This is a genomic window from Streptomyces olindensis (assembly GCF_040645895.1).
Taxonomy (GTDB): Bacteria; Actinomycetota; Actinomycetes; order Streptomycetales; family Streptomycetaceae; genus Streptomyces; species Streptomyces olindensis.
Map to the genome: position 1 here is coordinate 17,243 of NZ_JBEYZD010000058.1, position 26,668 is coordinate 43,910.

At 73.1% G+C, this 26,668-nt stretch carries 20 protein-coding genes; 12 read left to right on the forward strand and 8 right to left on the reverse strand.

The window, feature by feature from the left end; translation table 11 throughout:
* Positions 1–105: 105 nt before the first annotated feature.
* The 3 genes from ABZ948_RS29965 to ABZ948_RS29975 all read right to left on the reverse strand — a co-directional run bounded on the left by ABZ948_RS29965 (position 106) and on the right by ABZ948_RS29975 (position 5,951).
* Positions 106–579 (reverse strand): peptidyl-prolyl cis-trans isomerase, encoded by a 474-nt coding sequence (locus ABZ948_RS29965; protein ID WP_359764722.1) that lies wholly within the window; start codon positions 577–579, stop codon positions 106–108.
* Positions 580–746: 167 nt separating this feature from the next.
* The gene (locus tag ABZ948_RS29970) at positions 747–4,958 is read right to left on the reverse strand and encodes a glycoside hydrolase family 38 N-terminal domain-containing protein (RefSeq protein WP_359764724.1); all 4,212 of its coding nucleotides are present in this window, start codon (positions 4,956–4,958) and stop codon (positions 747–749) included.
* Positions 4,959–5,066: 108 nt separating this feature from the next.
* The gene (locus ABZ948_RS29975) at positions 5,067–5,951 is read right to left on the reverse strand and encodes a MurR/RpiR family transcriptional regulator (RefSeq protein WP_351334658.1); all 885 of its coding nucleotides are present in this window, start codon (positions 5,949–5,951) and stop codon (positions 5,067–5,069) included.
* A 159-nt stretch (positions 5,952–6,110) separates the two neighbouring features.
* Here ABZ948_RS29975 and ABZ948_RS29980 point away from each other — a divergent pair, with 159 nt between their 5' ends.
* Positions 6,111–6,875 carry a sugar isomerase domain-containing protein gene (locus ABZ948_RS29980; protein WP_359764726.1) on the forward strand — a complete coding sequence of 255 codons (765 nt, stop codon included), beginning with the start codon at positions 6,111–6,113 and terminating at the stop codon, positions 6,873–6,875.
* A 58-nt stretch (positions 6,876–6,933) separates the two neighbouring features.
* Here the strand turns inward: ABZ948_RS29980 and ABZ948_RS29985 are convergent, their stop codons facing one another.
* Positions 6,934–10,035, reverse strand: a complete 3,102-nt coding sequence (locus ABZ948_RS29985) for a beta-N-acetylglucosaminidase domain-containing protein (protein ID WP_359764728.1) — start codon at positions 10,033–10,035, stop codon at positions 6,934–6,936.
* Positions 10,036–10,363: 328 nt separating this feature from the next.
* Between ABZ948_RS29985 and ABZ948_RS29990 the strand changes: the two genes are divergently transcribed.
* The 6 genes from ABZ948_RS29990 (at position 10,364) to ABZ948_RS30015 (ending at position 17,897) form a co-directional block, all read left to right on the forward strand.
* On the forward strand, positions 10,364–11,383 hold the full coding sequence (locus ABZ948_RS29990) for a LacI family DNA-binding transcriptional regulator (RefSeq protein ID WP_435857649.1): 1,020 nt from the start codon (positions 10,364–10,366) through the stop codon (positions 11,381–11,383).
* Positions 11,384–11,604: 221 nt separating this feature from the next.
* On the forward strand, positions 11,605–12,963 hold the full coding sequence (locus ABZ948_RS29995) for an ABC transporter substrate-binding protein (protein WP_359764732.1): 1,359 nt from the start codon (positions 11,605–11,607) through the stop codon (positions 12,961–12,963).
* A 21-nt stretch (positions 12,964–12,984) separates the two neighbouring features.
* Complete coding sequence (locus tag ABZ948_RS30000) at positions 12,985–13,926, forward strand: carbohydrate ABC transporter permease (RefSeq protein ID WP_359764734.1); 942 nt, start codon at positions 12,985–12,987, stop codon at positions 13,924–13,926.
* Entirely contained in the window at positions 13,923–14,741 is an 819-nt protein-coding gene (locus tag ABZ948_RS30005) for a carbohydrate ABC transporter permease (protein ID WP_359764736.1), read from the forward strand. Before ABZ948_RS30000 ends, ABZ948_RS30005 begins: the two co-directional genes overlap by 4 nt.
* A gap of 30 nt (positions 14,742–14,771) precedes the next feature.
* Positions 14,772–16,832, forward strand: coding sequence for a beta-galactosidase (locus ABZ948_RS30010; protein ID WP_359764738.1), 2,061 nt, complete (start codon positions 14,772–14,774; stop codon positions 16,830–16,832).
* 126 nt (positions 16,833–16,958) lie between these two features.
* Positions 16,959–17,897 carry a Dyp-type peroxidase gene (locus ABZ948_RS30015; RefSeq protein ID WP_359764740.1) on the forward strand — a complete coding sequence of 313 codons (939 nt, stop codon included), beginning with the start codon at positions 16,959–16,961 and terminating at the stop codon, positions 17,895–17,897.
* Position 17,898: 1 nt separating this feature from the next.
* Here ABZ948_RS30015 and ABZ948_RS30020 read toward each other — a convergent pair whose 3' ends face one another.
* From ABZ948_RS30020 to ABZ948_RS30035, 4 genes are all read right to left on the reverse strand, one after another.
* Entirely contained in the window at positions 17,899–18,912 is a 1,014-nt protein-coding gene (locus ABZ948_RS30020; RefSeq protein WP_359764742.1) for a lysylphosphatidylglycerol synthase transmembrane domain-containing protein, read from the reverse strand.
* A 357-nt stretch (positions 18,913–19,269) separates the two neighbouring features.
* Complete coding sequence (locus ABZ948_RS30025) at positions 19,270–19,998, reverse strand: FAD:protein FMN transferase (RefSeq protein ID WP_359764745.1); 729 nt, start codon at positions 19,996–19,998, stop codon at positions 19,270–19,272.
* Between the two features lie 3 nt (positions 19,999–20,001).
* A complete protein-coding gene (locus ABZ948_RS30030) occupies positions 20,002–20,424 on the reverse strand; it encodes an FMN-binding protein (RefSeq protein WP_359764747.1) in 423 nt (140 codons plus the stop codon).
* Positions 20,425–20,437: 13 nt separating this feature from the next.
* A complete protein-coding gene (locus ABZ948_RS30035) occupies positions 20,438–21,778 on the reverse strand; it encodes a ferredoxin reductase family protein (RefSeq protein ID WP_359764749.1) in 1,341 nt (446 codons plus the stop codon).
* Positions 21,779–21,930: 152 nt separating this feature from the next.
* Between ABZ948_RS30035 and ABZ948_RS30040 the strand changes: the two genes are divergently transcribed.
* The 5 genes from ABZ948_RS30040 to ABZ948_RS30060 all read left to right on the forward strand — a co-directional run bounded on the left by ABZ948_RS30040 (position 21,931) and on the right by ABZ948_RS30060 (position 26,658).
* Positions 21,931–22,629 (forward strand): response regulator transcription factor, encoded by a 699-nt coding sequence (locus ABZ948_RS30040; protein WP_359764775.1) that lies wholly within the window; start codon positions 21,931–21,933, stop codon positions 22,627–22,629.
* Positions 22,626–24,080 (forward strand): sensor histidine kinase, encoded by a 1,455-nt coding sequence (locus tag ABZ948_RS30045; RefSeq protein ID WP_359764751.1) that lies wholly within the window; start codon positions 22,626–22,628, stop codon positions 24,078–24,080. The genes ABZ948_RS30040 and ABZ948_RS30045 overlap by 4 nt, the downstream gene beginning before the upstream one ends.
* An 81-nt stretch (positions 24,081–24,161) precedes the next feature.
* A complete protein-coding gene (locus ABZ948_RS30050) occupies positions 24,162–25,286 on the forward strand; it encodes an ABC transporter ATP-binding protein (protein ID WP_359764753.1) in 1,125 nt (374 codons plus the stop codon).
* Complete coding sequence (locus ABZ948_RS30055) at positions 25,283–25,996, forward strand: ABC transporter permease (RefSeq protein WP_359764755.1); 714 nt, start codon at positions 25,283–25,285, stop codon at positions 25,994–25,996. Before ABZ948_RS30050 ends, ABZ948_RS30055 begins: the two co-directional genes overlap by 4 nt.
* The gene (locus ABZ948_RS30060) at positions 25,993–26,658 is read left to right on the forward strand and encodes an ABC transporter permease (RefSeq protein ID WP_359764757.1); all 666 of its coding nucleotides are present in this window, start codon (positions 25,993–25,995) and stop codon (positions 26,656–26,658) included. Before ABZ948_RS30055 ends, ABZ948_RS30060 begins: the two co-directional genes overlap by 4 nt.
* Positions 26,659–26,668: the final 10 nt, after the last annotated feature.

Below are 26,668 nucleotides of genomic sequence, written 5' to 3' on the forward strand. Positions count from 1 at the left end.
GTGCTGGCTCAAATCACCAAGTTGGACTTCGATTGATGAAAAGGTGGACCAGAATTCATCGGAGGTCAATGGTTTGCCGTGTTGCTGTTCGGTTGCGTACGGCGGTCAGTGACGGTGTTCGTGGTCCTGGTGGGTGGGATCGCCCGGGTGCTCGTGGCCTTCGGCGTACTCGACGTCCTCGCGGGCCCGGTCGAGCCAGTCGAAGAACGCGCGTCGGGCGGCGGCGTGGCGCAGCTCCCGGGCGATGCCGTCGTGGACGTCCTCGTAGGGCTGGATGTCCGCCGGTGCCGGATCGTCGTAGGGGTCCACGCCGCGCCTCAGCGCCTCGGGGGTGAGGAAGCGGTCCCGGTTGCGGTCGTAGTAGTCGCGTACGGCCGTTTCGGGGATGTGCTGCTCGCGTTCGAGGTCGGCGAGCAGGGATCGGGCGGCGGGGGAGTGGGCCAGTGCTGCCGCGATGATGCTGCCGAGGTCGGCGATGTCGGTTTCGGGGATGGTGAGCAGGTGCATCGGCAGTACGTCGTCCGGTGGAGCGAGGCCCCGTTCCGCGCAGGCGCGGCGAGCCAGCTCGTCGGCGACCACGATCTGAGTCGCCCAGCGCCGTTGTTGGCGGCGTCGTCTTGCGGATGCGGCCGCGTCGTGGCCGGTCGCGCGGTTCCCCGCGCCCGTGAGGGCGTGGCAGTCGAGGAACCTTTCCACGTGCTGTTGTGGGATCGGTTCGCCTCGGACTCTTGCCGCGTAGTCCTGCGTCATGGCGTCACCTCCAGCTCCACCGCCTTCGTGTAGGCCACGCAGCCGTGCCAGGCCACCTTCGCCATCAGCCAGTACGAACCAGGGGGGATCGCGTCGCCGTCCACCTCGATCGTGGACTCCCGTTGCTCTCCGCCGGGGACCGTGAAGCCCTGGCAGCCGGGGGTGACTCCGGGCCAGGTGCCCCACGAGGAGACGGCCCACAGGGTGCCGTTGACGGGGCCGTGGGTGGGGTTCCGGAGAGTGACGGGGATCCGGGCCCGGTCGCCCCGGCGTACGGACACCCGGTCGACTCCCAGATCTGCCACCAGGCTCGGGCCCGTGGGTCCGCCCGGTACGTCCAGGGCCACCACGTCCTCGTACGTCTGGCCGCCGTACGACAGGCGTGCCGCGAGGCGGTGGCGGCCGGGCGCCGGGTCCGGTGGCGGTGTCACCGTGATGTCCGTGAGGGTGAAGCCGCCGGGGCCGAGGGCGTAGGGGAGTTCGGCGGGTTCGGTGGTCCAGCCGGGGGGTGTCTCGAAGGTGACCGTGCCTGACGTGGGGGCGTCGGTCAGCTCGGAGCTGACCCGGACCGTCGCGGTGACCGGGCCGTCGGCGGTGAGGGTGGTGGGGGAGAGGTACACGGCGACCGGCATGTTGCCGCGCGGGGCGGGGCCGGAGTTGTGGAGCCAGTAGCGGGTGGCGACCGGCTGGGCGGGCTCGTGGGCGTCGATGCCGGGGCCGGCCGCCCTGTCCGGGGCGTGGGCCGGTGTGGCGAGGACGGTGGTGACCTCGAAGCCGGTCAGGTCGACCTCGAGGCCACCGTCCCCGTCCGGGGCCAGGGGCTCCCCGGGCGTCTCCAGGACGTCGGCGCGGGCGCCGGCCGTCCAGGCCGCAGGTCCGGCCACCCGGACCTGCGCGGGCCGGCCGTCGGCCTCGTGCAGACGGACCACCACGCCCTGCCCCGGATCCACGCGTGCCTCGCTGCCGCGGCCCAGCGGGGAGCCGGCCGGCTTGAGCGCGTCGAGGAGCACCTCGCCGGCGGCCTCCAGCCGCAGCAGGGCCGTCTCGCGCGGGAGGGAGCCGCCACCGGACCGGCGGACCCGGGCCGTGAGCGGGTGGTTGTAGGCGTGCCCGGCCCGGGGCAGGCGGAGCGCCCGCCAGTCTCCGGTGCCCGCGACGACGGCGTACTCGAAGGTGTGGGACCAGCGCTGGAGCTGGAAGCCCGAGCCGTCCGGGGCGGTCCGGCGCGGCGGGTCGATCCAGATGCCGGACGGCCAGCCGGTGCAGGAGCGCATCAGGGACATGTAGAGGTCGCCGGAGGCGGTGACCACGCAGCCGGGCGTGCCGCGGTTGAGGATCGCGAAGCTCCGGCCGTCCCAGGCGTCGCCGGGCGGCAGTGCCTCGCCGCCGCCGGCGGCCGTGGCCGTCACCGTGAAGTCGTCCAGGTCGGCGACGACCGCGTCGACCGCCTTGGCGTCGTCCTCGGGGCGGGCGCCCGCCACCACCAGCAGCGGCAGCCGTTCCAGGTCGCGCAGGTCGGCCCCGGGCACCCACTCCTCGCGCAGGCAGGCGCGCGGCGCGACCCAGACGGCCGCCACGCCCCGCTCGGCGAGCTGGCGCCGCAGTTCCCGGCCGGCCGCCGGGTCCCAGCCGAGCGCCTCGGCGACCACGGCGTTGCGGTCGGGGCCGCCGACGGCGATGCGGATGTCGGGCAGGTTGGAGTCGACCTCCAGGTCGCCGTAGCGGGGGCCTCCGGCGACGGTGGAGGTCGCCGTGACCCCGGCGCGGACCAGGGCCGCCGCCAGCGGCGCCCCGAGGTCGCCCGCGCTGTCCCAGTCGGAGTAGACGAGTTCGGCGACGCCGATCGCGCGGTGCCCGAGGAGCGTGCCGGAGTCGTCGTGGACGGCGACGCGGGCGGTGGAGCCGAGGCCGAACCAGGTGTTCGCCGGGTTGTCCAGCGTCCATGGGAACCGCTCGCTGTCCACCTCCACGAACCCGAACCCGCGGCCGATCACCGCGTCCGCCACCTCGTGCACCGGCAGCCCGCCCCGCACGTCCGACGGCCAGCGCACCCGGATCAGCCGGTCGGCGCCGTCGTACCCGTCGACGGTCGTGGTGACGTCGAGCCGGTCCACGCCCCGCCACAGCGTCAGCCGCTGGGTGTAGCGGAACAGGCCGAGGTCGGCGGTGACCGTGAGCCGGGAGCCGGCGGCGCAGTGCTCGGTGCGCACCTCGGCCGTCACGTCCCGGCTGCGGGCGGCGGTCGTGCCGGTCGGGGTGAGGTGCCAGGGCCCCTCCCCGAAGCGCGGGTGCCTCGGGTACTCCTCCTGGACGACGATCTCGTTGCCGATGTCCCCGTCCCGGAGCAGCTCCCGGCCGCCCTCGGTGAGCGCGCGCAGACTCGCGACGCCGCCGCCGCGCTCCGGGTCGACCGTCACCTCGTAGAACTCGTTGCGGATGGTGAGGCCCTCGCCGGGTGCCCAGCCGGGGGCGGTGCCCTCGGTGAGCGGGAACGCCTTGAGGCCCATGCCGGGCGACTCCGGGACGACGACGTGGAGCCGGCCGTCCTCCCGGACCGCGGGCAGCCCGTCCGGCACGAGCCCCGGGTCGTCGATCGTCAGCACGTCCTGCCGCGGCCAGGTCGCCGGGTTGAACACCACCAGGTCGGGTCCGTCGCCCGGGGCGACCTGGTCGGCCAGGGCCTGGGTGGCGTCGGCGTGCACGCTCACGGCCAGATCGTGCAGCTCCCGCCAGCCGGTCATCAGGTCGATGTACACCTGGTCCGACTCGGAGCCGGTGATGGCGTCGTGGTGGGCACCGTAGACGAGTTGCCGCCAGGCCTTGTCGAGGGCCGCGTCCGGATAGGGGTGGCCGGTCACGAGGGAGGCGAGCGTCGCCCAGGCCTCGGCGTCGGCGAGGAGGGTCTCGCCGAAGCGCTGGGCCTGCTTGGTGTCGATGTAGGAGACGTCCTTGCCCGTGTAGACCGGGTTCATGTCGCGGGTCTGGGGCGACGCCTTGCGGCCCTCGGCCGCCAGTTCCGCGCGGACGGCGGCGAAGAAGTCCCGGGGGATCGCGCTGACGAACCGCGGCCAGACGTAGCGGGCGTTCCAGTCGCGGTGGATGTCCATCACCCAGCGGCACGGCGGCGCGTAGTCACCGCCGACGGGGAGGAGCACGTTGCGGGTGAGGGCGACCTGCTTGAGCCGCTGGAAGAGCCGGTACGCGGCGGCCTCCGCCTGGGGCAGGGTGGGGGCGTTGTCGATCGCCCAGCCGGCGCCGTAGTGGTTCACCATGTACGCGGTGAGCAGGCCGCGGCCGGAGGGGGCGATCCAGTCGAACTCGGCCGGGAACTGCATCCGGTTCGGATCGCGCGGCTCCTCGCCGAAGACCGACAGCGTCGGCCCCCATTGGTGGAACGGCCCGCGCGCCCACGAGCTGGAGCTCACGCCCGCGTCCGCCATCAGCCCCGGGAACTGCGGGTCGTGCCCGAAGGCGTCCAGCTGCCAGGCCGTCTCCGGGGACGCGCCGATGACGCCGCGCTGGAAGCCGTCGCCGTACAGGGCGTTGCGGATGGTCGCCTCGGCGCCGGTGAGGTTGGTGTTGGGCTCGTTGTAGGTGCCGCCCATGATCTCCACGCGGCCGGTGCGGATCAGCTGCCGCAGGAAGGCGCGCTCCTCCGGGAAGGCGTCCCAGTAGGGCTTGAGGTAGTCGACCTCGGCGAGCACGAAGGTGTAGGCCGGGTCCCGGCGGGCCAGGTCGCAGTGGGCCCGCACGAGGCTCATGCCGGACTGACCGCGCGAGTCGAAGGTGCGGGCGGGCAGGCCGGTGGAGGCGGGGTCGTCGGCGACGTCCCAGGTCTCGGTGTAGGCGCCCTGGGTGTTCCACCAGACGGGGTCGTAGTGGAAGTGGCTGACCATGAACATGGTCCAGCCGGGTTCGGCCGCGGTGAACAGGCCCGTGCGGGAGGCGGACTCGGCCCCGTCGGAGGCGGTGACCGTGATCTCGCGGCGGTCGCCGGGGGCCAGGTCCTCGCCGGTCACGGGTATCTCGGCGCGTGCCGTGCCGTCCTCGTCCACCGAGGTCTCGGCGGTGCCGGTGAGGCCCGGGCCCTCGACGGTGAGCCGGACGGTCCGGCCCGGGGTGTGGCTCAGCTCGACGGCGACCACCTGGCGCGGCTGCTCGGTGGTCCCGGTGAAGAGCTCGGTCGACTCGACAGAGGTGACGCGCATGGGGCTCCTACGAGTGCTCTGGGGGAGCCCCATCCTGCACGGCAGCAGTGATTCAAACAACCACCTTCGCGTCAACTTGGTGGTTCATCCATGCACACCCGGCCGGGCTCACCTGCCCCGCCGGGACCTCACCGCATGCTGCCCGGCGATGTGGTCGGTCAGCGCCAGCGAGGCGCTCGCCCGCTGGTAGGAGAGCTGGGCGACCCGGACGTACAGGCAGTCGATGAGCACCAGCACGCTGTGCCGGGCGCCGATGCTGCCGGTGCGGAAGCTGGTCTCGGAGGACGAGGAGACGAGCCGGACGTCGGCGGCCCGGGCCAGCGGCGAGCGCGGGTCGGCCGTGATCGCGACGGTGGTGGCCCCGCGCTCCTTGGCCAGTTCGAACGGCTCGATGGTCTCGCGCGTCACCCCCGAGTGGGAGATGCCGATCGCCACGTCGGCCGGGGTGAGCAGGGCGGCGGAGGTCGTCGCGGCGTGCACCTCGGTCCAGCCGCGCACCGCGCAGCCGATCCGGAACAGCCGGGTCTCGGTCTCCTGTGCCACGGCCCCGCTGCCGCCGACGCCGTAGACGTCGATCCGGCGGGCCCGGGCGGTCGCCTGCGCCGCGCGCTCGACGGCGTCGAGGTCGATCCGGTCGATGGTCTGCTGCACCGCCCGCAGGTCCGCGGTGCCGACGACCTGCACGACGCGTTCCAGGCTGTCGTCGGGCGAGATGTCCGGGCCGATCTCGGCGGTGCCCCAGTCGGAGGCCTCGCCGCGGCCGCGCTCCTGGGCCAGTTCGATCAGCAGGTGCTGGTAGGAGTCGAGCCCGATGGCGCGGCAGAAACGGGTCACCGTCGCCTGGGAGGTGCCGGTGCGGCGGCCCAGCTCGGCGGCCGAGCAGTGGGTGACGGCGGCCGGATCCTCCAGGATCAGCTCGCCGACCTTCCGCAGGGACCCCGCCAGTCGGGGCAGCTCGGTGCGGATCAGTGTGGTGACGTCCGTGGGAGGCATGGGGAGAAGGTACCAGCCACCTATTGTGGCGCGGATTGAATACCAGGACCCGATTGCCCACCGGCCTGACTCTGTGATTTATTGATTCATCGATGGAGAAGTATAGGGTGGTTCAATCCATCAGGACGCATCCATCAGGATCGCAGTGGGGAGTGTCGCGTGTCCGTCGAGTCTGTGAGCGCCCAGGGGTTCGCGGGGGAGAGCCTCGCCGTCCTCCGGAAGGTCATCGAGTCCTCCCACGATGACGTGGCCGCCGCCGCGGAGCTGGTCGCCGCGTGCGTGCGCTCCGACGGTGTCGTCCAGGCCTTCGGCACCGGCCACTCGCAGGCCCTCGTCCTCGAACTCGCGGGCCGCGCCGGCGGACTGGTCCCCACCAACCGGCTGAGCATCGCCGACCTCGTCCTCTACGGCGGCGAGGACCCCTCCACCCTGGACGACCCGCTCCTCGAACGCCGGGCCGGGGTGGCCGCGCGGATCTACGAGCTCGCCGCCCCGCACCCCCAGGACCTGTTCGTCGTCATCTCCAACTCCGGCGTCAACAGTGTCATCGTCGAGATGGCCCTGCACGCCAAGGAACGCGGCCACCGGGTCCTGGCCCTCACCTCCCTCACCCACACCCGGGCCGTCCCCGCAGCCCATCCCAGCGGCCGGAAGCTGGCCGACATCGCCGACGTCGTCCTCGACAACGCGGCCCCGCGCGGCGACTCCCTGCTCGAACTGCCCGGCGGCGGCTCGGTCTGCGCCCTGTCCACGCTCACCGGCGTGATGCTGGTCCAGATGACCGTCGCCGAGGCGGCCGGCCGTCTCCTCGCCGCCGGCGAGCGCCCCCCGGTCTACGTCTCGGCCAACGTGCCCGGCGGTTTCGAGGGCAACCTGGAGCTGGAGAAGAAGTACGCGGGCCGGATCCGCCGCACGGCGAGCTGATCCGCGCCCACCCGGACCGGACGGCCGGGGCCCACCACCGGGCCCCGGCCGTTCCGCGTCACCCCACCGGTACCGGCGTCAGCGCCACGGCCAGCGGATAGGCGCCGGTCGCCAGCGGTGTCCGGACGGCACCGGTGCCCGTGTCGACCGGGACGAGTTCGCCCGCGTCGGCCGTGGTGACGTACGCCGTGGCGCCGTTCCAGTCCAGGGCGACGTCGAAGGCCGACCTGCCGACCGTCACCCTCTTGCCCGTCACGCCGGTGACGGTGTCGACGGGGGTGACGGTGTCGCCGGTGCTCGGGCTGACCCACAGGGTCCGGCCGTCCGGCGACAGGGCGAGACCGTAGGCCTGGCCGGAGACCAGGAGCGTCGGCTCGGTGTCCTGCGTGGCCGTGTCGATCGGAGTGACCGTCGAGCCACCGGAGTTGGACACGTACACCCTCTTCCCGTCCGGCGCGGCCACGACGTTGAAGGGGCTCGGGCCCACCGGGACGGCGGCCCCGGCCTTCCGGGTGGTCAGGTCGACCGGCGTGACGGTGTCGTCCTTGATGTTGGGCACGTAGAGGGTGCGGCCGTCCGGGGTGATCGCCATGTTCTCGGGCCCGTTGCCGACCCGGACGGGCGTGCCCGGGGTGAGGGAGGCCGTGTCGACGGGCTGGACCGTGCCGTCCCCGTAGTTGGCGACCCAGAGGGTGGCGCCGTCGGGGGTGAGCGCGAGCCCGGCGGGGACCTTGCCGACCGGGACCGTGGCGGTGACCTTCCCCTGCGCCACGTCGATCACGCTGACCGTGTTCGAGCCCTGGGCGGCCACGTACGCGGTGCGCCCGTCGGCACTCGTGACCACCTCGCCGGGGTTGGCGCCCACGGGGATGTCCGTGGTCTTCTTCGAGGCCAGGTCGATCGAACTGACGGACGCGCCGCTGAAGTCGGCCGTCAGCGCCCTTGGGGTGCCGGTGCCGTCGGTGACCTGTACGGGCAGCGCCCGGCCGACGAGCCCGTCGCCCGACACCACGACGGAGCGCACACCGGCGGACGCGCCGGCCGCGGCGGTCACGGTCACCGTCGCGGACGCGCTGCCCCCGGCCGGGACGGTCACGGTGCCCTCGGCGGGCGAGACGGTGACGCCGTCGGGGACGTTCAGCCTCCACGCGACCGTCCGGGCGGCGGTGTCGGCGTCGTCGGAGAAGGAGAGGGTCACCCGCGCGGAACCGCCCGGCTTCAGGGTGACCGATCCGGGCGAGAACGCGGCGTCCACGCCCGGGTCGGGCGCGTTCTCGGTCTCCGCCGAGTAGAGGAACTGGTCCATCACGCCCGGGGCCACCTGCTGGGGTATCGCGTCCAGCTCCTTGCGCTGGGCCCTGAGCCGGTTCCAGGACGCGGTGACCGCGTCGCCGTCGCCCCGCTTGGCGGCGAGCAGCAGATCCACGGCCGTCTGCCCGGCGGTGCCGTAGCGGCCCAGCTTGTCCAGCCAGGGCGAGGTCTCCCTGAGGAACCCCGGGTTGTCCAGGCGCGCTCGGAGTTCGGCGGGCGTGTCCGCCATGGCGGCGAAGTACGAGCGCAGCGCGGCGGCGGCGCGGTCGAGGCCGGAGTCGTCGTCGTAGGCCCTGCGGAACGCGGCGATGAGCGCGCTCAGCGTGGGGGACTCGGTCGGGTCGAGCTGGGACGAGTGGTTGTTCTCGGCGAAGATCCGCAGCCACGGGGCGGCGTCCGGCCCGGCGAGGTCCCGCACGGAGGCGAGGAAGGCGGCCCGCGGGTCGTAGTCGTCCGGGTTCCACAGATAGGCGGCGGAGGTGAACAGGGCGATCCGGCTCGCCTCGCCCTGCACCATCGGGTTGGCGGTCACGCCGGTCGCCGCCTTCGCCACGCCGGGCTCGCGGCCGGTGTAGGGGCCGAGGAGCAGGCGGCTGGTGACGTAGTCGTTCACCGGGTAGTTGTCCCAGATCAGGATCGGATGGCCGTAGACCTCGCGGGCCTTGGCGACCTGCTCGGCGGTGATGGCCGGGGCGATGACGCCGACGCCGGTCCACTCCACGACCACGGACGGGTCGAGCCGCTCCCGCAGCGCATTCTTGTAGGGGGAGTCGGCGAGGTCGGAGTACTCGGTGGGGACCATCTCCAGCGGCTCCAGACCCGGGTGACCGGCGGAGAAGTCCCGCCACGCCCGGTTGAGCAGATGGGCCTGGGCCGCTCCGGCGGCGCCGCCTCCCGTGCCGAACTCCCGCTCGTCGGCCGGGCAGTTCCACTTGGTGTAGCTGATGTCGTCCAGCGGGATCGCGAAGGAGCGCACGCCGATGGCGTACAGCGAGTCCAGCTTGCGGACGAGGGCCTGGAGGTCGGCGTCCGAGGAGTAGCAGACCGAGAGGCCGGGCGAGAGGGCGTAGGTGAAGCGGACGTGGTCGGCGGCGGCCCGGTCGACCAGTTCCTTCAGCCGCCGCAGTTCGGCGGCCGGGTAGGGATCGCGCCAGCGGGCGCGCAGGTACGGGTCGTCCTTGGGGGAGTAGACGTACACGTTCTGCTTGGTGCGGCCGTAGAAGTCGAGCTGGTCGAGCCGCTCGGCGTGCGACCAGGGGGTGCCGTAGAAACCCTCGATCACACCGCGCAGCGCCGCCGTGGGCCAGTCCCGGACGGTCGCCTCGGGCAGGGTCCGGGTGACCAGTTGGCGCAGGGTCTGGGCGGCGTAGAAGGTGCCGGTGGGGTCGGCGCCGGACAGGGCGAGGAGGGTGCGGCCGTCCCTGCGGCCCGAGGCGAGGACGTAACCGCCGGAGGGCAGTCCCGCCGGGGAGGGGGCCTTCAGGCGTCTCAGGGCCGGGGCCGTCGCGGCGTTCTCCTCCGGTCCGCCGAGGAAGACGGTGAAGGCGGCCCGTGCGGGCGGGCGGGTGACCGTCTCGATCCGCCGGGCTCCGGCGTCGCGCAGGACGGTCTCGACGACCCGCCGTGCCGACGGGTCGGTGCCCCGCCCGACGACCGCCACGACCCGGTCGGGGACCGTGAACCGGCCGGGACCCGTGTGCATGGTCTTCGGTCGCGGCCACACCTGGGGCGGATGGCCCTTCGGGGGCACGTTCGGTGCGGCGGCCGCGGGCGGCACCGGCGTGAGCGTGAGGCCCAGGGCCAGCAGCGGCGCGGCGGCGAGCCGTCTGAAACGAGTGGCTGGGAACACGGATGCTCCTTCCGGGGGCCGGCGTCACCGGCCCGTGGGGGAAGAGGTGAATGGAGCCACCGAGTGATGCTAGAGATGCTGAATGCATCAATCAATGGCGCCTGTTCGGAGGATCGTCCGCGCCGCGCCTCTTGACGCGGCCCGCACCGGCTCACAGACTGGCTTGACTACGTAGTCATCAGAGGCCGCACCTTCGGCGTGCTAAGCCTGACTACGTAGTCGGACAGCGACATCGACGGACCCGCCGACCTCCCTGGGAGCGCCCATGACCACGAGCGGAGCCGACGGCACCCCGCCCGTCGGCGGGCGCCGCCGCCGCGGACCCGGCATGACCGAGGTCGCCCGGGCCGCCGGGGTGTCGCAGAAGACCGTGTCCCGCGTCGTCAACGGCGAGCCGCACGTCAGCCCCGAGGTCCGCGACCGCGTCCTCAGGGCCATCCGCGAGCTGGACTACCGTCCCAACACCGCGGCCCGCGCCCTGCTCCTCGGCCGCTACCGCCGGATCGGCGTGGTCTCGCTGGGCAGTTCGCTCTACGGCCCGTCGACCCTGCTCATCGCCCTGGAGCGGGCCATGCAGCGCGCCGGGTACTCCGTCGCCCTGGCCAGCACCCTGGAGGGCCAGCGCGTCTCGGCGGCCGTGGACGCGCTGCTGGAACAGGGCGTGGACGGGATCGTGCTGTCCGAACCCATCGACGACGGCACGCCGCTCAGACTGAGCGCGGACGTGCCGGTGGTCAGCCTCGGAGAGGGCGTGGAGCTGACCCTGGGCACGAGTGCCGTGGTCGGCGCCGACGGCGTCACGGCCGCCCGGCTCGCCACCGAGCACCTGCTCTCCCTGGGCCACCGCACCGTCTGGCACCTCCCCGGGCCGCAGGACTGGTGGGCAGCCCGCGACCGCCTGCGCGGCTGGCGCGAGGCCCTCGCCGCCGCCGGCGCGCCCGAACCGCCCCTGCCGTCACCCGGCGACTGGAGCCCGGCCTCCGGATACGCCGCGGGGCGCCAGCTGGCCCGGCTCTCCGACGTCACGGCCGTCTTCGCCGCCAACGACGACATGGCCATCGGCGCCCTGCGCGCGTTCGCCGACGCCGGGCGCGCCGTCCCCGGTGACGTGAGTGTCGTCGGCTACGACGACATCCCCGCCGCCGCCTACCTCTCCCCGCCGCTGACCACCGTCCGGCAGAACTTCGCCGCCGTCGCCGACCGCGCCGTCGACGTACTGATCGCCCAGATCGAGGGCCGCCCCGCACCGGCCGCACCGGCCGACCGGGCGGTCGAACTGACCGTACGGGCCTCGACCGGGCCGGTACGCGACCCCGGCCCCGCGCGCCGACCCGCCCCGGCCCCCTGACCGCTTCCGCGCCCCACCCCCGCCCCGGCCCCCTACCTCTTTCCGCCCGCCCCCGACCCGACCGCCCCCCACCCCGTCGACCGTCGGCGTCACGGCCGCCACGGCACCCCGCCGCCGGCCGGATCCGCCCTGCCCGCGTGCGCCGTCCGGGACCGCCGACGCACGCGCCGCCCGCCCGCCGGGCGCCACCGGCCCGAGCCGCACCACGTGAGGAGCCACGTGTGTACACCCCACCGCCCCCACCGCCCCCGTCCCCGCCGACCCGCCGCGCCCTGCTGCGCGGAACCCTCGGCCTCGGAACCACCGCCGCACTCGCCGCCTGCGGCGGGGGCAGCACCACCCCCCGCACCTCCGGCGACGTCACCCTCTCCCTGTGGACCCACGACCCCGGCTACGAGGCGTTCTTCGCCGAGGGCGTCCCGGAGGCCGACCGCGCCACCGACTTCCGCTACCACCTGAAGGTCACCCGCGCCGGCGCCCCGGACATCGTCACCAAGCTGCTCGCCCAGGCCGTCGCCGGGCGCGGCACCCCCGACCTCGTCGGCTTCGAGATCGGCAGCTTCCCCCGCATGCTGCGCGGCGACATCGCCGAGCGGCTGCTGTACGACTTCACCCCCGACATCGAGGCCGTGCCCGGCCTCAAGGACGACCTGCTGCCCGCCCGGACCGCCCCCTTCAGCAAGGACGGCAGGGTCTACGCCTTCGACTCGGACACCCCGATGGTCGTCTACTTCTACCGCCACGACCTCTTCGAGAAGTACGGCCTACCCGAAGACGCGGCCACCTGGGAGGAGTTCGCCGAGGCCGGCGCCCGGGCGTATGGGGACCACGGGGCCTCGATGTGCGTGGTCTCCACGGTGGGCAGCGACCCGGCCCAGGTCGTGCAGTCCTTCCAGATGCTGCTCTACCAGCGCGGCGGCACCTTCTTCGACGCCGCCGGGAACCTGCTCCTGGACTCGCCCGAGGCCGAGGAGGTGCTGCGGTTCCTCTGCGACGGGCTGCGCAGCGGCTTCGCCGTCGAGGTCTCCGACTACTACGGCGCCGGCATGCAGACCGCGCTGAAGCGGGGCCGGGTCATCGGCCTGCCCATGGCCATCTGGTACAAGAACTACGGCCTGGTCACCAACGTGCCCGAGCAGAAGGGCCGTTGGCGGGTCCGCGCCCTGCCCCGCTTCGGCAACGGCGGCGGTGTGACCGCGGCGCTGGGCGGCACCGGCTTCGGCGTCGTCAAGGACAAGGCCAACACCCGCGCGGCCAGGGAGTTCCTCTTCCGGACGTGGCTCACCCACGACGGCCAGGTCCGCCGCTTCACCGAGACCGGCTATCTGCCCACCCGCCGCTCGGTGTTCGACGACCCCCGCCTGGGCGCCTACACGGACGACTTCTGCGGCGGCCAGCGGCTCTTCCGCCTCTACCGCTCCCTGCTCCCGGACGTGCCGCCGTTCCACCAGAGCCCCGACCAGTCGATCCTCTACGACGTGCTCGGGGGGAACCTGCTGCGGGCCTACAAGGGGGATCTGTCGCCCCGTCAGGCGCTGCGGCGGACGGCGGCCGATTTCCGTGACCAGGCCGGGCGGTAGTCCGGATCAGGAGGACCCCACATGACCACCACCGTCGCCGGGCCGCCCGGCGCCACCCGTGCGCACAGCGCCCCGGGCCGGGAGGCACACCGCCCCCGCCGGGCCTGGGCGCCCTACCTCTTCGTCTCGCCCTTCTATCTCCTCTACGCCCTGTTCATGCTGGTCCCGATCGGCGTCTCGCTGTGGCTGAGCCTCACCGAGTGGGTCGGGCTCGGCACACCGCACTGGGTGGGGCTGCGCAACTACCGCCTCCTCGCCACCGACATAAGCTTCCACCGGGCCCTCGGCAACACCGCCGTCTTCGTGCTGGTCGCGGTCTTCCTCGTCGTCCCGCTCGCGCTGCTGATCGCCCAGGCCCTCAACACCCGCGGCCTGCGCGTGCGCGACCTGTGGCGCACCGCCTACTTCGTGCCGATCGTGGTCTCCCCGATCCTGGTCGCCCTGATCTTCGGCCTGATCTTCGACCGGCAGTTCGGACTGGCCAACGCGGTGCTGCGCTCCCTGTTCGGCACCGGCGGCGTCGACTGGCTGGGCGACCCGAACCTGGCCAGGATCAGCATTGCCCTGGTCATGCTGTGGCGCTGGACCGGCTACCTCACCGTCTTCTTCCTCGCCGGGCTGCAGAACGTGCCCCGGGAGCTGTACGAGGCCGCCGCCCTCGACGGGGCCGGACGGCTGCGCACCTTCACCACCGTCACCCTGCCGGCGCTGAAGCCCGTGACGGCGTTCGTCGTCGTCACGTCCTTCATCTGCGCGGCCCAGATCTTCGAGGAGCCCTACCTGCTGACCGGCGGCGGACCGGCCGAGTCGACCCTCTCGGTGACCATGTTCATCTACCGGGCCGCCTTCCAGCGCCAGCAGTTCGGCTACGCGGCGGCCGCCGCCGTCGTCCTCTTCGTCCTCGTCTTCGGCCTCAGCCGGCTCGTCAACCGGCTCCTCGGCATCGGGAGGGCCGCATCGTGACACGCGCCCGGCTGCCCCTCTACGTCTTCCTGGTCCTGCTGTTCGTGGGCTTCCTCGGCCCGCTGGCGTGGGCGCTCAGCGGCTCGTTCAAACCGCGCGGCGACATCTTCGGCTACCCGCCGGAACTCGTCCCGGACCCCTTCACGCTGGACAACTACCGCACCCTGCTCACCGAGCAGCCCTTCGGCCGCTGGTTCCTGATGAGCACGGTGGTCGCCGTCGTCGCCACCACCGTGTCCGTCTTCGTGTGCGCCCTCGCCGGCTACGGCTTCGCCAAGTTCCGCTTCGCCGGGAAGCGGCTGCTGTTCGACGTCATGTTCAGCTCGCTGTCGATCCCGTTCGCGGTGATCCTCGTGCCGCTGTTCGTGATCCTCGTCAAGACCGGCCTCGGCAGCCCCTGGTTCGCGCTGATCGTGCCCTGGGTGGCGCCCGCCTTCGGGATCTTCATGATGCAGCAGTACATCGTGCAGTCCGTCCCGGACTCGGTGCTGGAGGCCGCCCGGATCGACGGGGCGAGCGAGTTCGGCATCTTCCGGACCATCGTGCTGCCCCTGCTGCGGCCCTCGCTGGGCGCCCTGGCCGTCTGGCAGTTCCTGCAGAGCTACAACAGCTTCCTGTGGCCGCTGGTGCTGGTCTCCGACAGCTCCCAGTACACCCTGCCGCTGGGCCTGCAGACGCTGTTCGTGTCGGAGCAGCGGCAGTACGACCTCGTGCTCGCCGGAGCCGTCCTCGCCGTCCTGCCCGCCGTCGCCCTCTTCGTGCTGCTGCGCAAACAGCTCCTCGAAGGCCTGTCCACGGGCGCGGTCAAGGGCTGACGTCCCTCTCGATTCCCCTCTAGGAGAAGCATGTTCGAGCTGCCCCGACGCGTCCTGTTCGGTGCCGCGTACTACCACGAGTACCAGCCGTACGACCGCCTCAAGGACGACCTCGACCTGATGGCCGAGGCCCGCTTCACGGTGATCCGCGTCGGCGAGTCCGTGTGGTCCACCTGGGAGCCCGAGAACGGCCGCTTCGACCTCGACTGGCTCCAGCCGGTCCTGGACGGCGCCCACGAGCGCGGCATCTCCGTCATCCTCGGCACGCCGACCTACGCGGTGCCGCCGTGGCTGGCCCGCCAGTACCCGGAGATCACGGGGGAGACCCGCACCGGCGAGCGGCTCGGCTGGGGCGCCCGCCAGGAGGTCGACCTCACCCATCCGGCGTTCCGCTTCCACGCCGAGCGGATCATCCGCAGGATCACCGAACGGTACGCCGACCACCCCGCGGTCATCGGCTACCAGGTCGACAACGAGCCCGGCCTGCATCTGCTGCACAACCACGGCGTCTTCCAGCGCTTCACCGACGAACTGCGCGCCCGGTACGGCGACGTGGAGACCCTCAACCGCGAGTGGGGCCTGGTCTACTGGTCGCACCGGCTGTCCACCTGGGCCGATCTGTGGACCCCCGACGGCAACGCCCAGCCGCAGTACGACCTGGCGTGGCGGCGCTTCCAGGCCCGGCTCGTCACCGAGTTCATCTCCTGGCAGGCGGACATCGTGCGCGAGTACGCCCGCCCCGGCCAGTTCGTCACCACCTGCATCTCCTACGACCGCCAGGGCGTCGAGGACGACCGGCTCACCGACCGCCTCGACGTCACCGCGGGCAACCCGTACTACACGATGCAGGACGCCCTCGCCCTCCCGGACACCGGCGGCGACGGCCAGAACTGGACGACGAACGGCACCTGGGCGCTGTACCGCAGCGCCGACCGCATGTACTCCTCCCGCCAGGAGCCCTTCCTGGTGACGGAGACCAACGCGCAGGCCATCGGCGGGCCCTGGGACAACCGCCCCGCCTACGACGGCCAGTGGCGCCAGGCCGCCTGGGCGCTGATCTCCCGCGGCGCGTCGATGATCGAGTACTGGCACTGGCACACCCTGCACTTCGGCGCCGAGACCTACTGGGGCGGCATCCTCCCGCACCACGGGCGCCCCGGCCGCGTCTACCGCGAACTGGCGGCCCTGGGCGCCGAGTTGGAGAAGGCCGGGGACCTCGTGTCGGCCCTCACCCCGGACGCCGACGTCGCCTTCCTCTACGACGGCCCCAGCAAGTGGGCGCTCCAGGGGCAGCCGCCGCTGGCCGACGCCGACGGGAACCCGGACGGGCGGTCGTACGAGCGGATCTTCGACGCCTTCTACCGGGGTGCCTTCGAGGCGGGGCTCCAGACCCGCGTACTGCACCCCGGGCAACTCCCGGACGCCGACCTGCCGCCTCTCCTGGTCGTCCCCGCCTACTACGCCGCCGACGACGCCGTCCTCGACCGGCTGAGCGCCTACGCCGAGGCCGGCGGCCACCTCGTCCTCGGCCCCCGCACCGGCTACGGCGACACCGAGGCCCGGGCCCGCACCGACCTGCAGCCGGGGCGGCTCGCCGAGGCGGCCGGGGTGACGTACGACGAGTTCAGCAACCTGCGCGACCCGCTGCCCGTCACCGGCACCGAGTCCCTCCCCCTGCCGGCCGACGCGCACGCCCTGCACTGGGCGGACGGGCTGCGGCCGCAGGGCGCCGAGACGCTGGCGGCGTACGTGCACCCGCACTTCGGCCGCTGGCCCGCCGTCACCACCCACCGCCACGGTGCCGGGCGTGTCACCTACGTGGGCACCGTGCCCGACCCGGTCCTCGCCCGGGCCCTGTTCGACCGGTACGCGCCCGACGGCGCCTGGCGCCCGGCGCACCCGAGCGTCACGGCCGCCTCGGCGACCGCCCGCGACGGCCGCCGCGTGCGCTTCCTGCACAACTGGTCGTGGCAGGAGGTGTCCGTGCCGGTGCCCTCGGCCCTGCGGGACGTGCTGTCGGAGACCGTGTACGCCGACGCGGTGCCGCTCGGACCCTGGGACGTCAAGGTGCTCCTGGAGGAGACCGGCTGACAACCATCCGTTCCGCCCGGCGAGTTCCGGCCGCCCGTTCGCTGGGCATCGTGTCAGGGGCGCGGGCCGTGCCGTCCCGGAGGGGGAGCGGGCGGGCCGTGGAGGCCTGGCGAAGGGATGGGAACCATGACGTCACCGCTGCCCTCGGGAGAGACGTTGCCGCAGCCGGTGCTGAACCCGCCGGCGTCGGTCGCGGTGTTCCTCGTCGCCACGATCGACCCGGGCGGGGAGGCCGCCGTACGTGAGGTGCTGGGCTCCCTCGCGGGGCTCGTGCGGTCCGTCGGCTTCCCCAGCCCCGACGGCGGCCTCGGCTGCGTCGCCGGGGTCGGGTCCCGGGCGTGGGGCCGGGTGTTCGGCGGGCCGCGGCCCGCCGAGCTGCACCCCTTCCGGGAACTGGCGGGGCCCCGGCACCACGCCCCGTCCACGCCGGGCGACCTGTTCTTCCACCTCAAGGCCGCCCGCACCGACCTGTGCTTCGCCCTCGCCGCAGAGCTCGTGCGGCGGCTGCGCGGCGCGGTCACCGTGCGGGACGAGACGCAGGCGTTCTCCTACTTCGACTCGCGCAACCTCCTCGGCTTCGTCGACGGCACGGAGAACCCCGTCGGCCCGGCCGCGGCGGACGCGGCCCTGGTCGGCGAGGAGGACCCCGGCTTCCGCGGCGGCAGTTACGCGATCGTGCAGAAGTACCTGCACGACGTGGACTCCTGGGAGGCCCTCGCCGTCGAGGCGCAGGAGAAGGTGATAGGCCGCACCAAGCTCACCAACCTCGAACTGGACGCGCCCGGCTCCCACAAGGACGTCAACACCGTCCTCGGCCCGGACGGCTCCGAGCAGAAGATACTGCGCTCGGCGATGCCGTTCGGCAGGCCCGGGCACGGGGAGTTCGGCACGTACTTCGTGGCCTACGCGCGCACGCCCGGGATACCCGAGACGATGCTGCGCAAGATGTTCCTGGGCGGACCGGGCTCGGGGCCCGATCCGCTGCTGGACTACTCGCGGGCCGTCACCGGCAGCCTGTTCTTCGTGCCTCCGGCGGACTTCCTGGAGTCGCTGCCCGAGGGCTGACTCAGAGCACCTTGCGGTGCAGGAGGGCCGACAGTACGAGGGCGCCCGGCAGCAGAGGCAGCCACACGGTCAGGACGCGGTAGCCGATGACGGTGGCCGTGGCCGTGCCCACGGGCGCCCCGAACGCGGCCATGGCGAAGACCAGCGCCGCGTCCACGGGGCCGATGCCGCCCGGCGCGGGCACGGCCCCGACCGCGGTGCCGGCCACCAGCAGCGCGAGGATCACCTGCGTCCAGGACAGCGGCAGTCCGAGCGAGAACCCGACCGTGGCGATCACACTGCCCTGGAGCAGCGGGGTGGCGGCCGCACCGCCCCACAGGGCGAGCACGCGGCCGGGGCGGGTGTGCAGCTCGCGGGCGTCGGTCAGGGCGGTGCGCACAAAACCGAGGACGGGGCGGCGCAGTGCCCGCGCGGTCACCAGGAGCACGGCGCCCGCGGCGAGCGCGAGCACGGCACCGCCCGCCGCCAGGAGCAGCGTGCGGTCGTCGGGGACGAGCGCGCCGAGCCGCAGGACGTCCGGGAACGCCACCAGGAACACCAGCAGCACGAGCGTCCTGGCGACCGGCTTGACCAGGGAGTACAGGGCGATCGACGCGGTGGCCCGGGGGAGGGCGATGCCGCGGCGCTGCAGGAAGCGCAGCGTCACGGCGTGCGCGCCGAGGCCCGCCGGCAGCACCTGGTTCGCGGCACCGGCGGCGAACTGCGAGGCCACCAGCAGGCCCGGTGGCAGCCGCTCCGGCAGGGCGCCCTGCCGGACGCAGGCGGCGGCCACCCAGGTCAGGCAGGTGCAGAGGAAGGCGGCGAGCAGCCACCAGGGGTCGGCGGAGGCCAGTCGCGCGGCCCCGTCGTACGCGGCCCGCCGGTCGACCAGGGCCCACACGCCGATCAGCAGCAGCGGGAGCAGGACCAGGGCCGGCCGGGCCAGGCGGGCGACGGCGGGGGAGCGGCGCGGAGCGGCGGGGCAGGGGGCGGTGGGGAGCGGTGCGGGGAGTGTTTCGAGCTGGAGCTGGGACACGGCGTACGTCGTCCTTCCGCGTCGCGCCCGGGGACAGGGCGGACGGATGCAGGGCGAGGCGAGGGGACGCCGGAAACGTGCCCGCCCGGTGTGACGGCCCGGTGTCCGCCAGAAAAAGCGACAGGGGCGGGAGAGCGACACGGCCGAATCGACCGACCGCCACACCCCGCCACCATCACGCCGCTGCCGACATGCGCCCCGCCTCCCGCCCCGCTACCGTCATGCAGCCGCCGACATGCGCCTCCGCCCTACGCCACACCACCCCCGACATGCGCCCCGCCTCACGCCCCGCCACCGTCACGCCGCCGCCGACATGCCCTCCGCCCGGCGCCACCACCTCACCACCCCCCGCACGGCCTACGCCGCCTCCACCCCCGCCACCGGAAACCCCGCGCTCCGCAGGACCCGCCGCTCCGCGTCCACCGCGAACACCTCGCAGTGCTCCCGGGACGCCGCCCACCGCACGCCCTCCGTGCCGAGGGCGAACGCCGCCGTGGCGACCGAGTCCGCCTCGGTCAGGGTCGGGGCCACGACGGTCATGCTGAGGAGGCCGGTCGCCGGGCGGCCCGTGCGGGCGTCGATGATGTGGTCGCCGCGTTCGTAGCGGGCGGACGTGGCGACGGCCCGGTCCGTGAGGTCCAGGACCGTGCACAGCCGGTCCGCGTGCTCGGGGTGGCGGACGCCGACGCGCCAGGGGCCGCCGGCGGCGACCACATCCCCGCCCGCGTTGAGGCAGAATCGCCGTGCCCCGGCAGCCGACAGCAGCTCCGCGCCCCGCTGCACCGACCAGCCCTTCACCACGGCGCACGGGTCCAGGCACCGGCCGGGCAGCCGCACGTCGAACGCGCCCCCGCTCGCGATCCGGTACTCCTCGCACAGGTCCAGGACCTCCCGGAGTTCCGGGCTCGGGGCCGCCACCTCCCCGCGGTCCAGCCGGGACACCTCGCTGTCCGGCCGGAACGGGCTGAACCGCGCGTCGACCTCCCGCAGCCACGCGAACAGGTCGTCCACCGGTGCCTCGGGGAAGCCCTCGTCGTCGATGCGCACCGACACCGGGAACCCCATGACGTGCTCGACGCGCCGCATCCGTCAGCCCTTCGCGTCGAGGGCGGCCTGGAGCGACTCCCTGTAGCCGTCGCTGGTGATCGTGGCGCCGGACACCGTGTCGATGTCCGCGCTCTGCGCCTGCAGGGTCTCCTCGATCAGCTTGGGCACGGCGGCCGTGGTCTGCGGATGGTTCGGCTGCCGCAGCATCCGCACCGAGGCGATCCGGTCGCCCTCGAAGGTGACCTCGACCTGTACCGGCCCCTTCTCCGTGTCGACCGTGGACCCCGACACGACTGTGGACGTCGTGCCGCCTGACCCCGTGGACGACGAGACCGAGGGCGTCGACGCGGGCGCCGCGGCCTCCGTGGCGGTCGACGACGACCCGGTGTCGGGGGAGGGCGCGTAGCGCCAGACCGGGACCAGGCCGGCGACGCTGAGGACGAGGACGGGTATGGCTCGCTTCACGACAGTCTCCTCGTCATCCGGCCAGGCTGAAGCGTTCGAAGTGGATCTGCGGCCCGGGCACGCCCAGCTCGCGCAGGCTGCCGAGCACCGCGTTCATCATCGGCGGCGGACCGCACAGGTAGACGTCCCGCCCGGCGATGTCCGGCACCAGCCGCGCCAGCTCGTCCGGCGCCAGCCGGTCCGGCACGGGCGGGCCCGTGACCAGGTGCAGTTCGGCGCCCTTGGCGACGGCGAGATCGCGCAGCTCGTCGTAGAGGACCGCGTCCCGGTCCGTGGCCACCCGGTAGATCACGACCGCGTGGCCGTGCAGCTCCTCCAGCAGGGCCCGGATCGGGGTGACACCGACGCCGCCGGCGATGAGCAGGGCGTCCGGGCGGGTGCGGTGCAGGGTGGTGAAGGCGCCGTAGGGGCCCTCGGCGAACACGCGCGTGCCCACCTTCAGGTGCCGCAGGGCCGCGCTGCCGTCGCCCGCCCGCTTGGCGGTCAGCCGCAGCGTACGGCCGTCGGGGGCGGCGGACAGGGAGAACGGGTTCGCCTGCCACCAGCGGTCCTTCGTCAGGAACCGCCACAGGAAGAACTGGCCGGCCCGGGCGGGCAGCCGGTCCAGATCGCGGCCCGTGATGTAGACCGACACGACGTCGTCGTTCTCGGGGACGACGGCCGTCACGCGCAGCCGGTGGCGCAGGTTCCGCCACAGCGGCAGCACCAGCCGGCCCGTGAACACCGAGGCGAGGGCCACGCCCCACACGCCGTACCAGTACGCCTCCGCCACCGCCGACGAGGTGAACGTCGTGCCCGCCGCGACCTGGTGCGTGAACGCCAGCACCACCGCCACATAGGTGTACAGGTGGATGAAGTGCCAGGTCTCGTAGGCCAGCCGGCGCCGGGCGTAGCGGGCCGACACCGCGCCGACCACGATGATGACCGCCAGCGCGACGATGGCCCGCAGCACGCCCTCGACCGTCTCGGCGAGGTCCACCAGCTGGTTCACCGGGTCCAGGGACGAGGCCTGCGCGTAGCCGAACACGATGAACACGGCATGCGCCAGCAGCAGCCACAGCACCGAGAAGCCCGTCCAGCGGTGCCAGGACGTCAGCCGGTCCATGCCGATCCGCCGGTCGAACCAGGGCAGCCGCGCCACCAGCAGCAGCTGGAACGCCATGAGCAGCGCACCGAACAGCCCGGTCAGCCGGCCCAGCACGATCAGCGCGTTCGAGGCGAAACCGGCCTGGACGAAGAAGACGGTCACCACGACCGCGTTGGCGAGCAGCACCGCGTACAGGCCGGTGCGGCCCACCACTCTGGGCCGCACGCCCGGGCGGGTCGCCGTGGGAGGTTGTCGGAGGGTCGTCACGGTCGGCAGCTCCTTGATCGGATCCTGGGATACCGAGCTTGGCCTCGGGGAGCTGTCGGAATACTGTCGCTCAACTTTCAAGTGTTTATCGATCCCGCAGCGAGAGGGCGGACGGCTAGGGGGAGGCCGCACAGGTGAAGCACTATGAGCGGGTGGAGAAAGTACGACTGCTCGTCGTCGACGACGACCCGCCCATCGCCGACCTCGTCGCGACCGTCGCCCGCTACGAGGGCTGGGAGGCGGTCACCGCGTACACCGGCGAGGACGCGCTGAAGCGGGCCGCCGAGTTCCACCCGGACATCGTGGTGCTCGACCTGATGCTGCCCGGCGTGGACGGCTTCGGCGTCCTGGACCGGCTGCGCGCCTCCGGCACGATGGTGCCGGTGGTGTTCCTCACCGCCCGCGACGGTGTCGCCGACCGGGTCGCCGGTCTCACCCGGGGCGGCGACGACTACCTGGTCAAGCCGTTCGCCGTGGAGGAGCTGATGGCCCGGCTGCGGACCGTGCTGCGGCGCAGCGCCGGCCCGTCCTTCCAGCGGTCCGTGCTGCAGATCGGCGACCTCACGATGGACGAGGACACCCGCGAGGTGCGGCGCGGCGAGAAGCTGCTCTCGCTGACCCCCACCGAGTACGAGGTGCTGCGCTACCTGATGCGCAAGTCGCCCACCGTGCTCACCAAGGCGCAGATCCTCGACCACGTGTGGGAGTACGGCTTCGGCGGCCGCTCCAACGTCGTCGAGCTGGTCGTCAGCCGGCTGCGCCGCAAGCTCGACGAGACCGACGACGGCGCCGCCCCGCTGATCCACACCGTGCGCGGCTTCGGGTACGTGCTGCGACAGGTCTCCGAGTGATCGCCCGGCTGCGGCGGGCCTACCGCAGGATGCGCCTGGGCACCCGGCTGGCCCTGGGCCTCGGCGCCCTGTCGCTGGTGGTGTTCGCCGTGGTCGGCACGGCCCTGACCACCTACATGCGCGACTACCTGTCGGCCCAGCTCGACACGCAGCTGGCGCAGGCCCAGATCGCCCAGTCCAAGAGCATCGCGGACTACGGCACCCTCTCGGGCAAGAAGTACTACAGCTGGTTCTACGCCGTGTACGACGTGTCGGACGGCAGGCCCGAGCTGCGCAGGCCCGAGGATCCGGTCGACCTGCCCAAGGACGTCGACGACTTCACGGCCCTCGCCTCGGCCCAGACCGCCGCGCACAGGGAGCTGCTGCGCACCGAGCACCTCAAGGGCGCGGGCACCTACCGGCTGCGCGCCTGCGAGGTCGAGCCCGGGGTGGTCCTGGTCAGCGCCGCGCCCATGGAGGACATCGAGGACACGGTCGGGCAGCTGATCACCATCCAGGTCGTCACCTTCGCCCTGGCGCTGCTCGCCCTGGTCGTCTTCGGCCGCCGGATGCTGCGCCGCGGCCTGAAACCGCTGAGCGACATGGCGAGCACCGCGCACGGCATCGCCTCGCACGACCTGACCGAGTCGGCGGCCCGGCTCCCGCTGCGCGCCGACGGCCGGGACGGCGGGCCGGAGGTGGACGAGCTGCGGACCGCCTTCAACACCATGCTGGAGCACATCGACGACTCCCTCGCCGTGCGCGCGCAGGCCGAACAGCGGCTGCGCCGGTTCGTCGCCGACGCCTCGCACGAACTGCGCACCCCGCTGATGTCGGTGCGCGGCTACGCCGACCTCTTCCAGTACGCCGCCGCCAACGCCCCCGAGGAACGCGAACGGCACCTGGCCCGGCTGCGCGCCGAGGCGGCCCGGATGGGCGTCCTCCTCGACGACCTGCTGCTGCTCGCCCGGCTCGACGCGGCCGAGGTGGAGACGCCGCTGCGGCTGGAGGACGCCGACCTGACGGACCTGGTGGGCCAGGCCGCCGACGCCTTCCGCGCCGGCCGCCCCGACCATCCGCTGACCGTGCGGACGGGCCCTCCCGTACGGCTGCGCATGGACCCGCTGCGGATCCGCCAGGTCGTCGACAACCTCCTGACCAACGCCGCCGTGCACACCCCCGCGGGTACGAAGGTGTCCGTCGAGGTGTGCGTCACGCCCGGCACGGCCGAGGTGCGGGTCACCGACACCGGGCCGGGCATCCCGGCCGACGACCGGGACCGCGTCTTCGACCGCTTCTACCGCGTCGACAAGGCCCGCAGCCGCGACCGCGGCGGCAGCGGCCTGGGCCTCGCGGTCGCCCAGTCGCTGGTCCGGGCCCACGGCGGCCGGATCGACCTGAACAGCGAGCCGGGCTCGACCGTGTTCACCGTGTGCCTGCCCCGGAACGGTGTGGGCCCTGCGGACCGGTGACGGCGGCCCTCTAGACTCGACCGGCGACAGCCCGTACGACCATGGCCAAAAGTCTCCGCCAACCCGAAGGGCTCCGGCGTCTTGATACGGATGGAATCAGTCACCAAGCGGTACCCGGACGGCACGGTGGCGGTCGACCGGCTCTCGCTGGAGATACCCGACCGCTCGATCACCGTCCTCGTCGGACCGTCGGGCTGCGGCAAGACGACCACCCTGCGCATGATCAACCGGATGGTCGAACCCACCGAGGGAACGATTCTCCTCGACGGCGCGGACATCCAGCGACAGCCCGTCACCACCCTGCGCCGCTCCATGGGTTACATCATCCAGAACGCCGGCCTCTTCCAGCACCGCACCATCGTCGACAACATCGCCACCGTGCCCCGCATGCTCGGCTGGGGCAAGCAGAAGGCCCGCGCCCGGGCGGCCGAGCTGATGGAGCGGGTGGGCCTGGACGCCGCGCTCGCCAAGCGGTACCCGTACCAGCTCTCCGGCGGCCAGCAGCAGCGCGTCGGCGTGGCCCGGGCGCTCGCCGCCGACCCGCCGGTGCTCCTCATGGACGAGCCGTTCTCCGCCGTCGACCCGGTGGTCCGCAAGGGCCTCCAGGACGAACTGCTGCGCATCCAGGACGAGCTGGGCAAGACCATCGTCTTCGTCACCCACGACATCGACGAGGCGATCAAGCTCGGCACCATGGTCGCCGTGATGCGCACCGGCGGGCACCTCGCCCAGTACGCGCCGCCCGCCGAGCTGCTGTCCAGCCCCGCCGACGCCTTCGTCGAGGACTTCCTCGGCGCCGACCGCGGCATCCGGCGGCTGTCGTTCTTCCCGTCCGCGCGGCTGGAGTTGACGACCGGCCCGGTGATCCCGCTCGACGCGACCGCCGAGCAGATCGCCGCCCCCGGCGCGGACCACCTCCTGGTGACCGACGCGGACGGCCGCCCGCTCGGCTGGGGCGCGCCCCGCGACCTGACGGCCGGTGCCATCCGGCCCGCCGAACTCCTGCCCCACGGGCGGCCGTTCGTGCCGGGCACCGACTCGCTGCGGGCCGCCCTCGACTGCGCCGTGCTCTCCCCGACCGGCTGGGCCGTCGCGGTGGACGCCGACGGGCGGGTGACCGGAGTGGTCTCGCAGCAGACCATCGGGGAGGCGATCCGCAGCGCCCACGCCGCCGACCACGCCGACGAGGCCAGGGTCTCGTCGTGAACGGCTTCCTCGACGGTTCCTTCGACATCCCGAGCGACCTCCAGCACAGCTGGCTCGGCCTGATCGGACTGCATCTGCGCGAGGCGCTGCTGCCCGTCCTGGCCGGGCTGCTGCTCGCGCTGCCGCTCGCCCAGCTGTGCGTCCGGTTCCGCTGGCTGTACCCGCCCCTGCTCGGCGCCACCACCGTCCTCTACGCCATCCCGTCGCTGGCCTTCTTCGTCGTCCTCATCGACTACACCGGCCAGACCGAGCTGACCGTGATGATCCCGCTGGCCGTGTACAGCCTCGTGGTGCTCGTCCCGGCCATCGTCGACGGGGTGCGCTCGGTGCCGCAGGAGACCCTGGCCGCCGCCACCGCCATGGGCTTCGGGCCCGTTCGCCGTTACCTCCAGGTGCAGTTGCCGATCGCCGTGCCCGCCATCATGGCCGGGCTGCGGGTCGCCACCGCCTCCAGCATCTCGCTGGTCAGTGTCGGCGCCCTGATCGGCAACCAGGGCGCGCTCGGCAACCTGCTCGCCGCCGCGCAGAAGTACGACCGCCCCGAACTGGCCCTGAACTCCGTGCTCACCACGGCCGCCCTGGCCATCGTGTGCGACGCCCTGCTGGTGCTGCTGCGCGTCGCGCTGACCCCCTGGATGCCGAACGGCACCCGCAGGCGCCCGAAGACGGCCACGCGGCAACGGCCCGTGCCCGAGGACGTGATCCGGTGAACGTACTGAACTTCGTCAACGCCTTCTTCAGCGACAGCGCCCACTGGCACGGCTACGACGGCATCCCGCAACGCCTGCTGGAACACGTCCAGTTCTCGCTGCTGGCGCTGGCCCTGGCCGCAGCGATCGGCCTGCCCGTCGGCCTGCTGACCGGGCACACCGGACGCGGCGGCAACGCGCTCGCCTTCGTCGCCACCGCGGCCCGCGCGCTGCCCAGTTTCGGCTTGCTGGTGCTCATCGTCATCCTCATGGGATTCGGCCTGCTGCCCGTGATGATCCCGCTGGTCATCCTCGCCGTCCCGCCGATCCTGGTGACCACCTACGAGGCGGTCCGCTCCGTCGACCCCGCCCCGGTCGACGCCGCCCGGGGCATGGGCATGCGGGAGTCGCGGATCCTCTTCCAGGTCGAACTGCCCGTCGCCCTGCCGCTGATCCTCAGCGGCCTGCGCTCGGCGGCCATCCAGATCGTGTCGACCGCCACCATCGCCGCGTACGTCAGCCTCGGCGGCCTCGGCCGGTACATCGTCGACGGGCTCTACCAGCGCGACTACGAGAAGGTCGTCGGCGGCGCCACACTCGTGGCCGTCCTGGCGCTCGTCACGCTGGCGTTGTTCTGGGCGGCGGGCCGCCTGGCCGTGTCGCCTGGGGTGCGCCGCCGCTGACGTCACCACG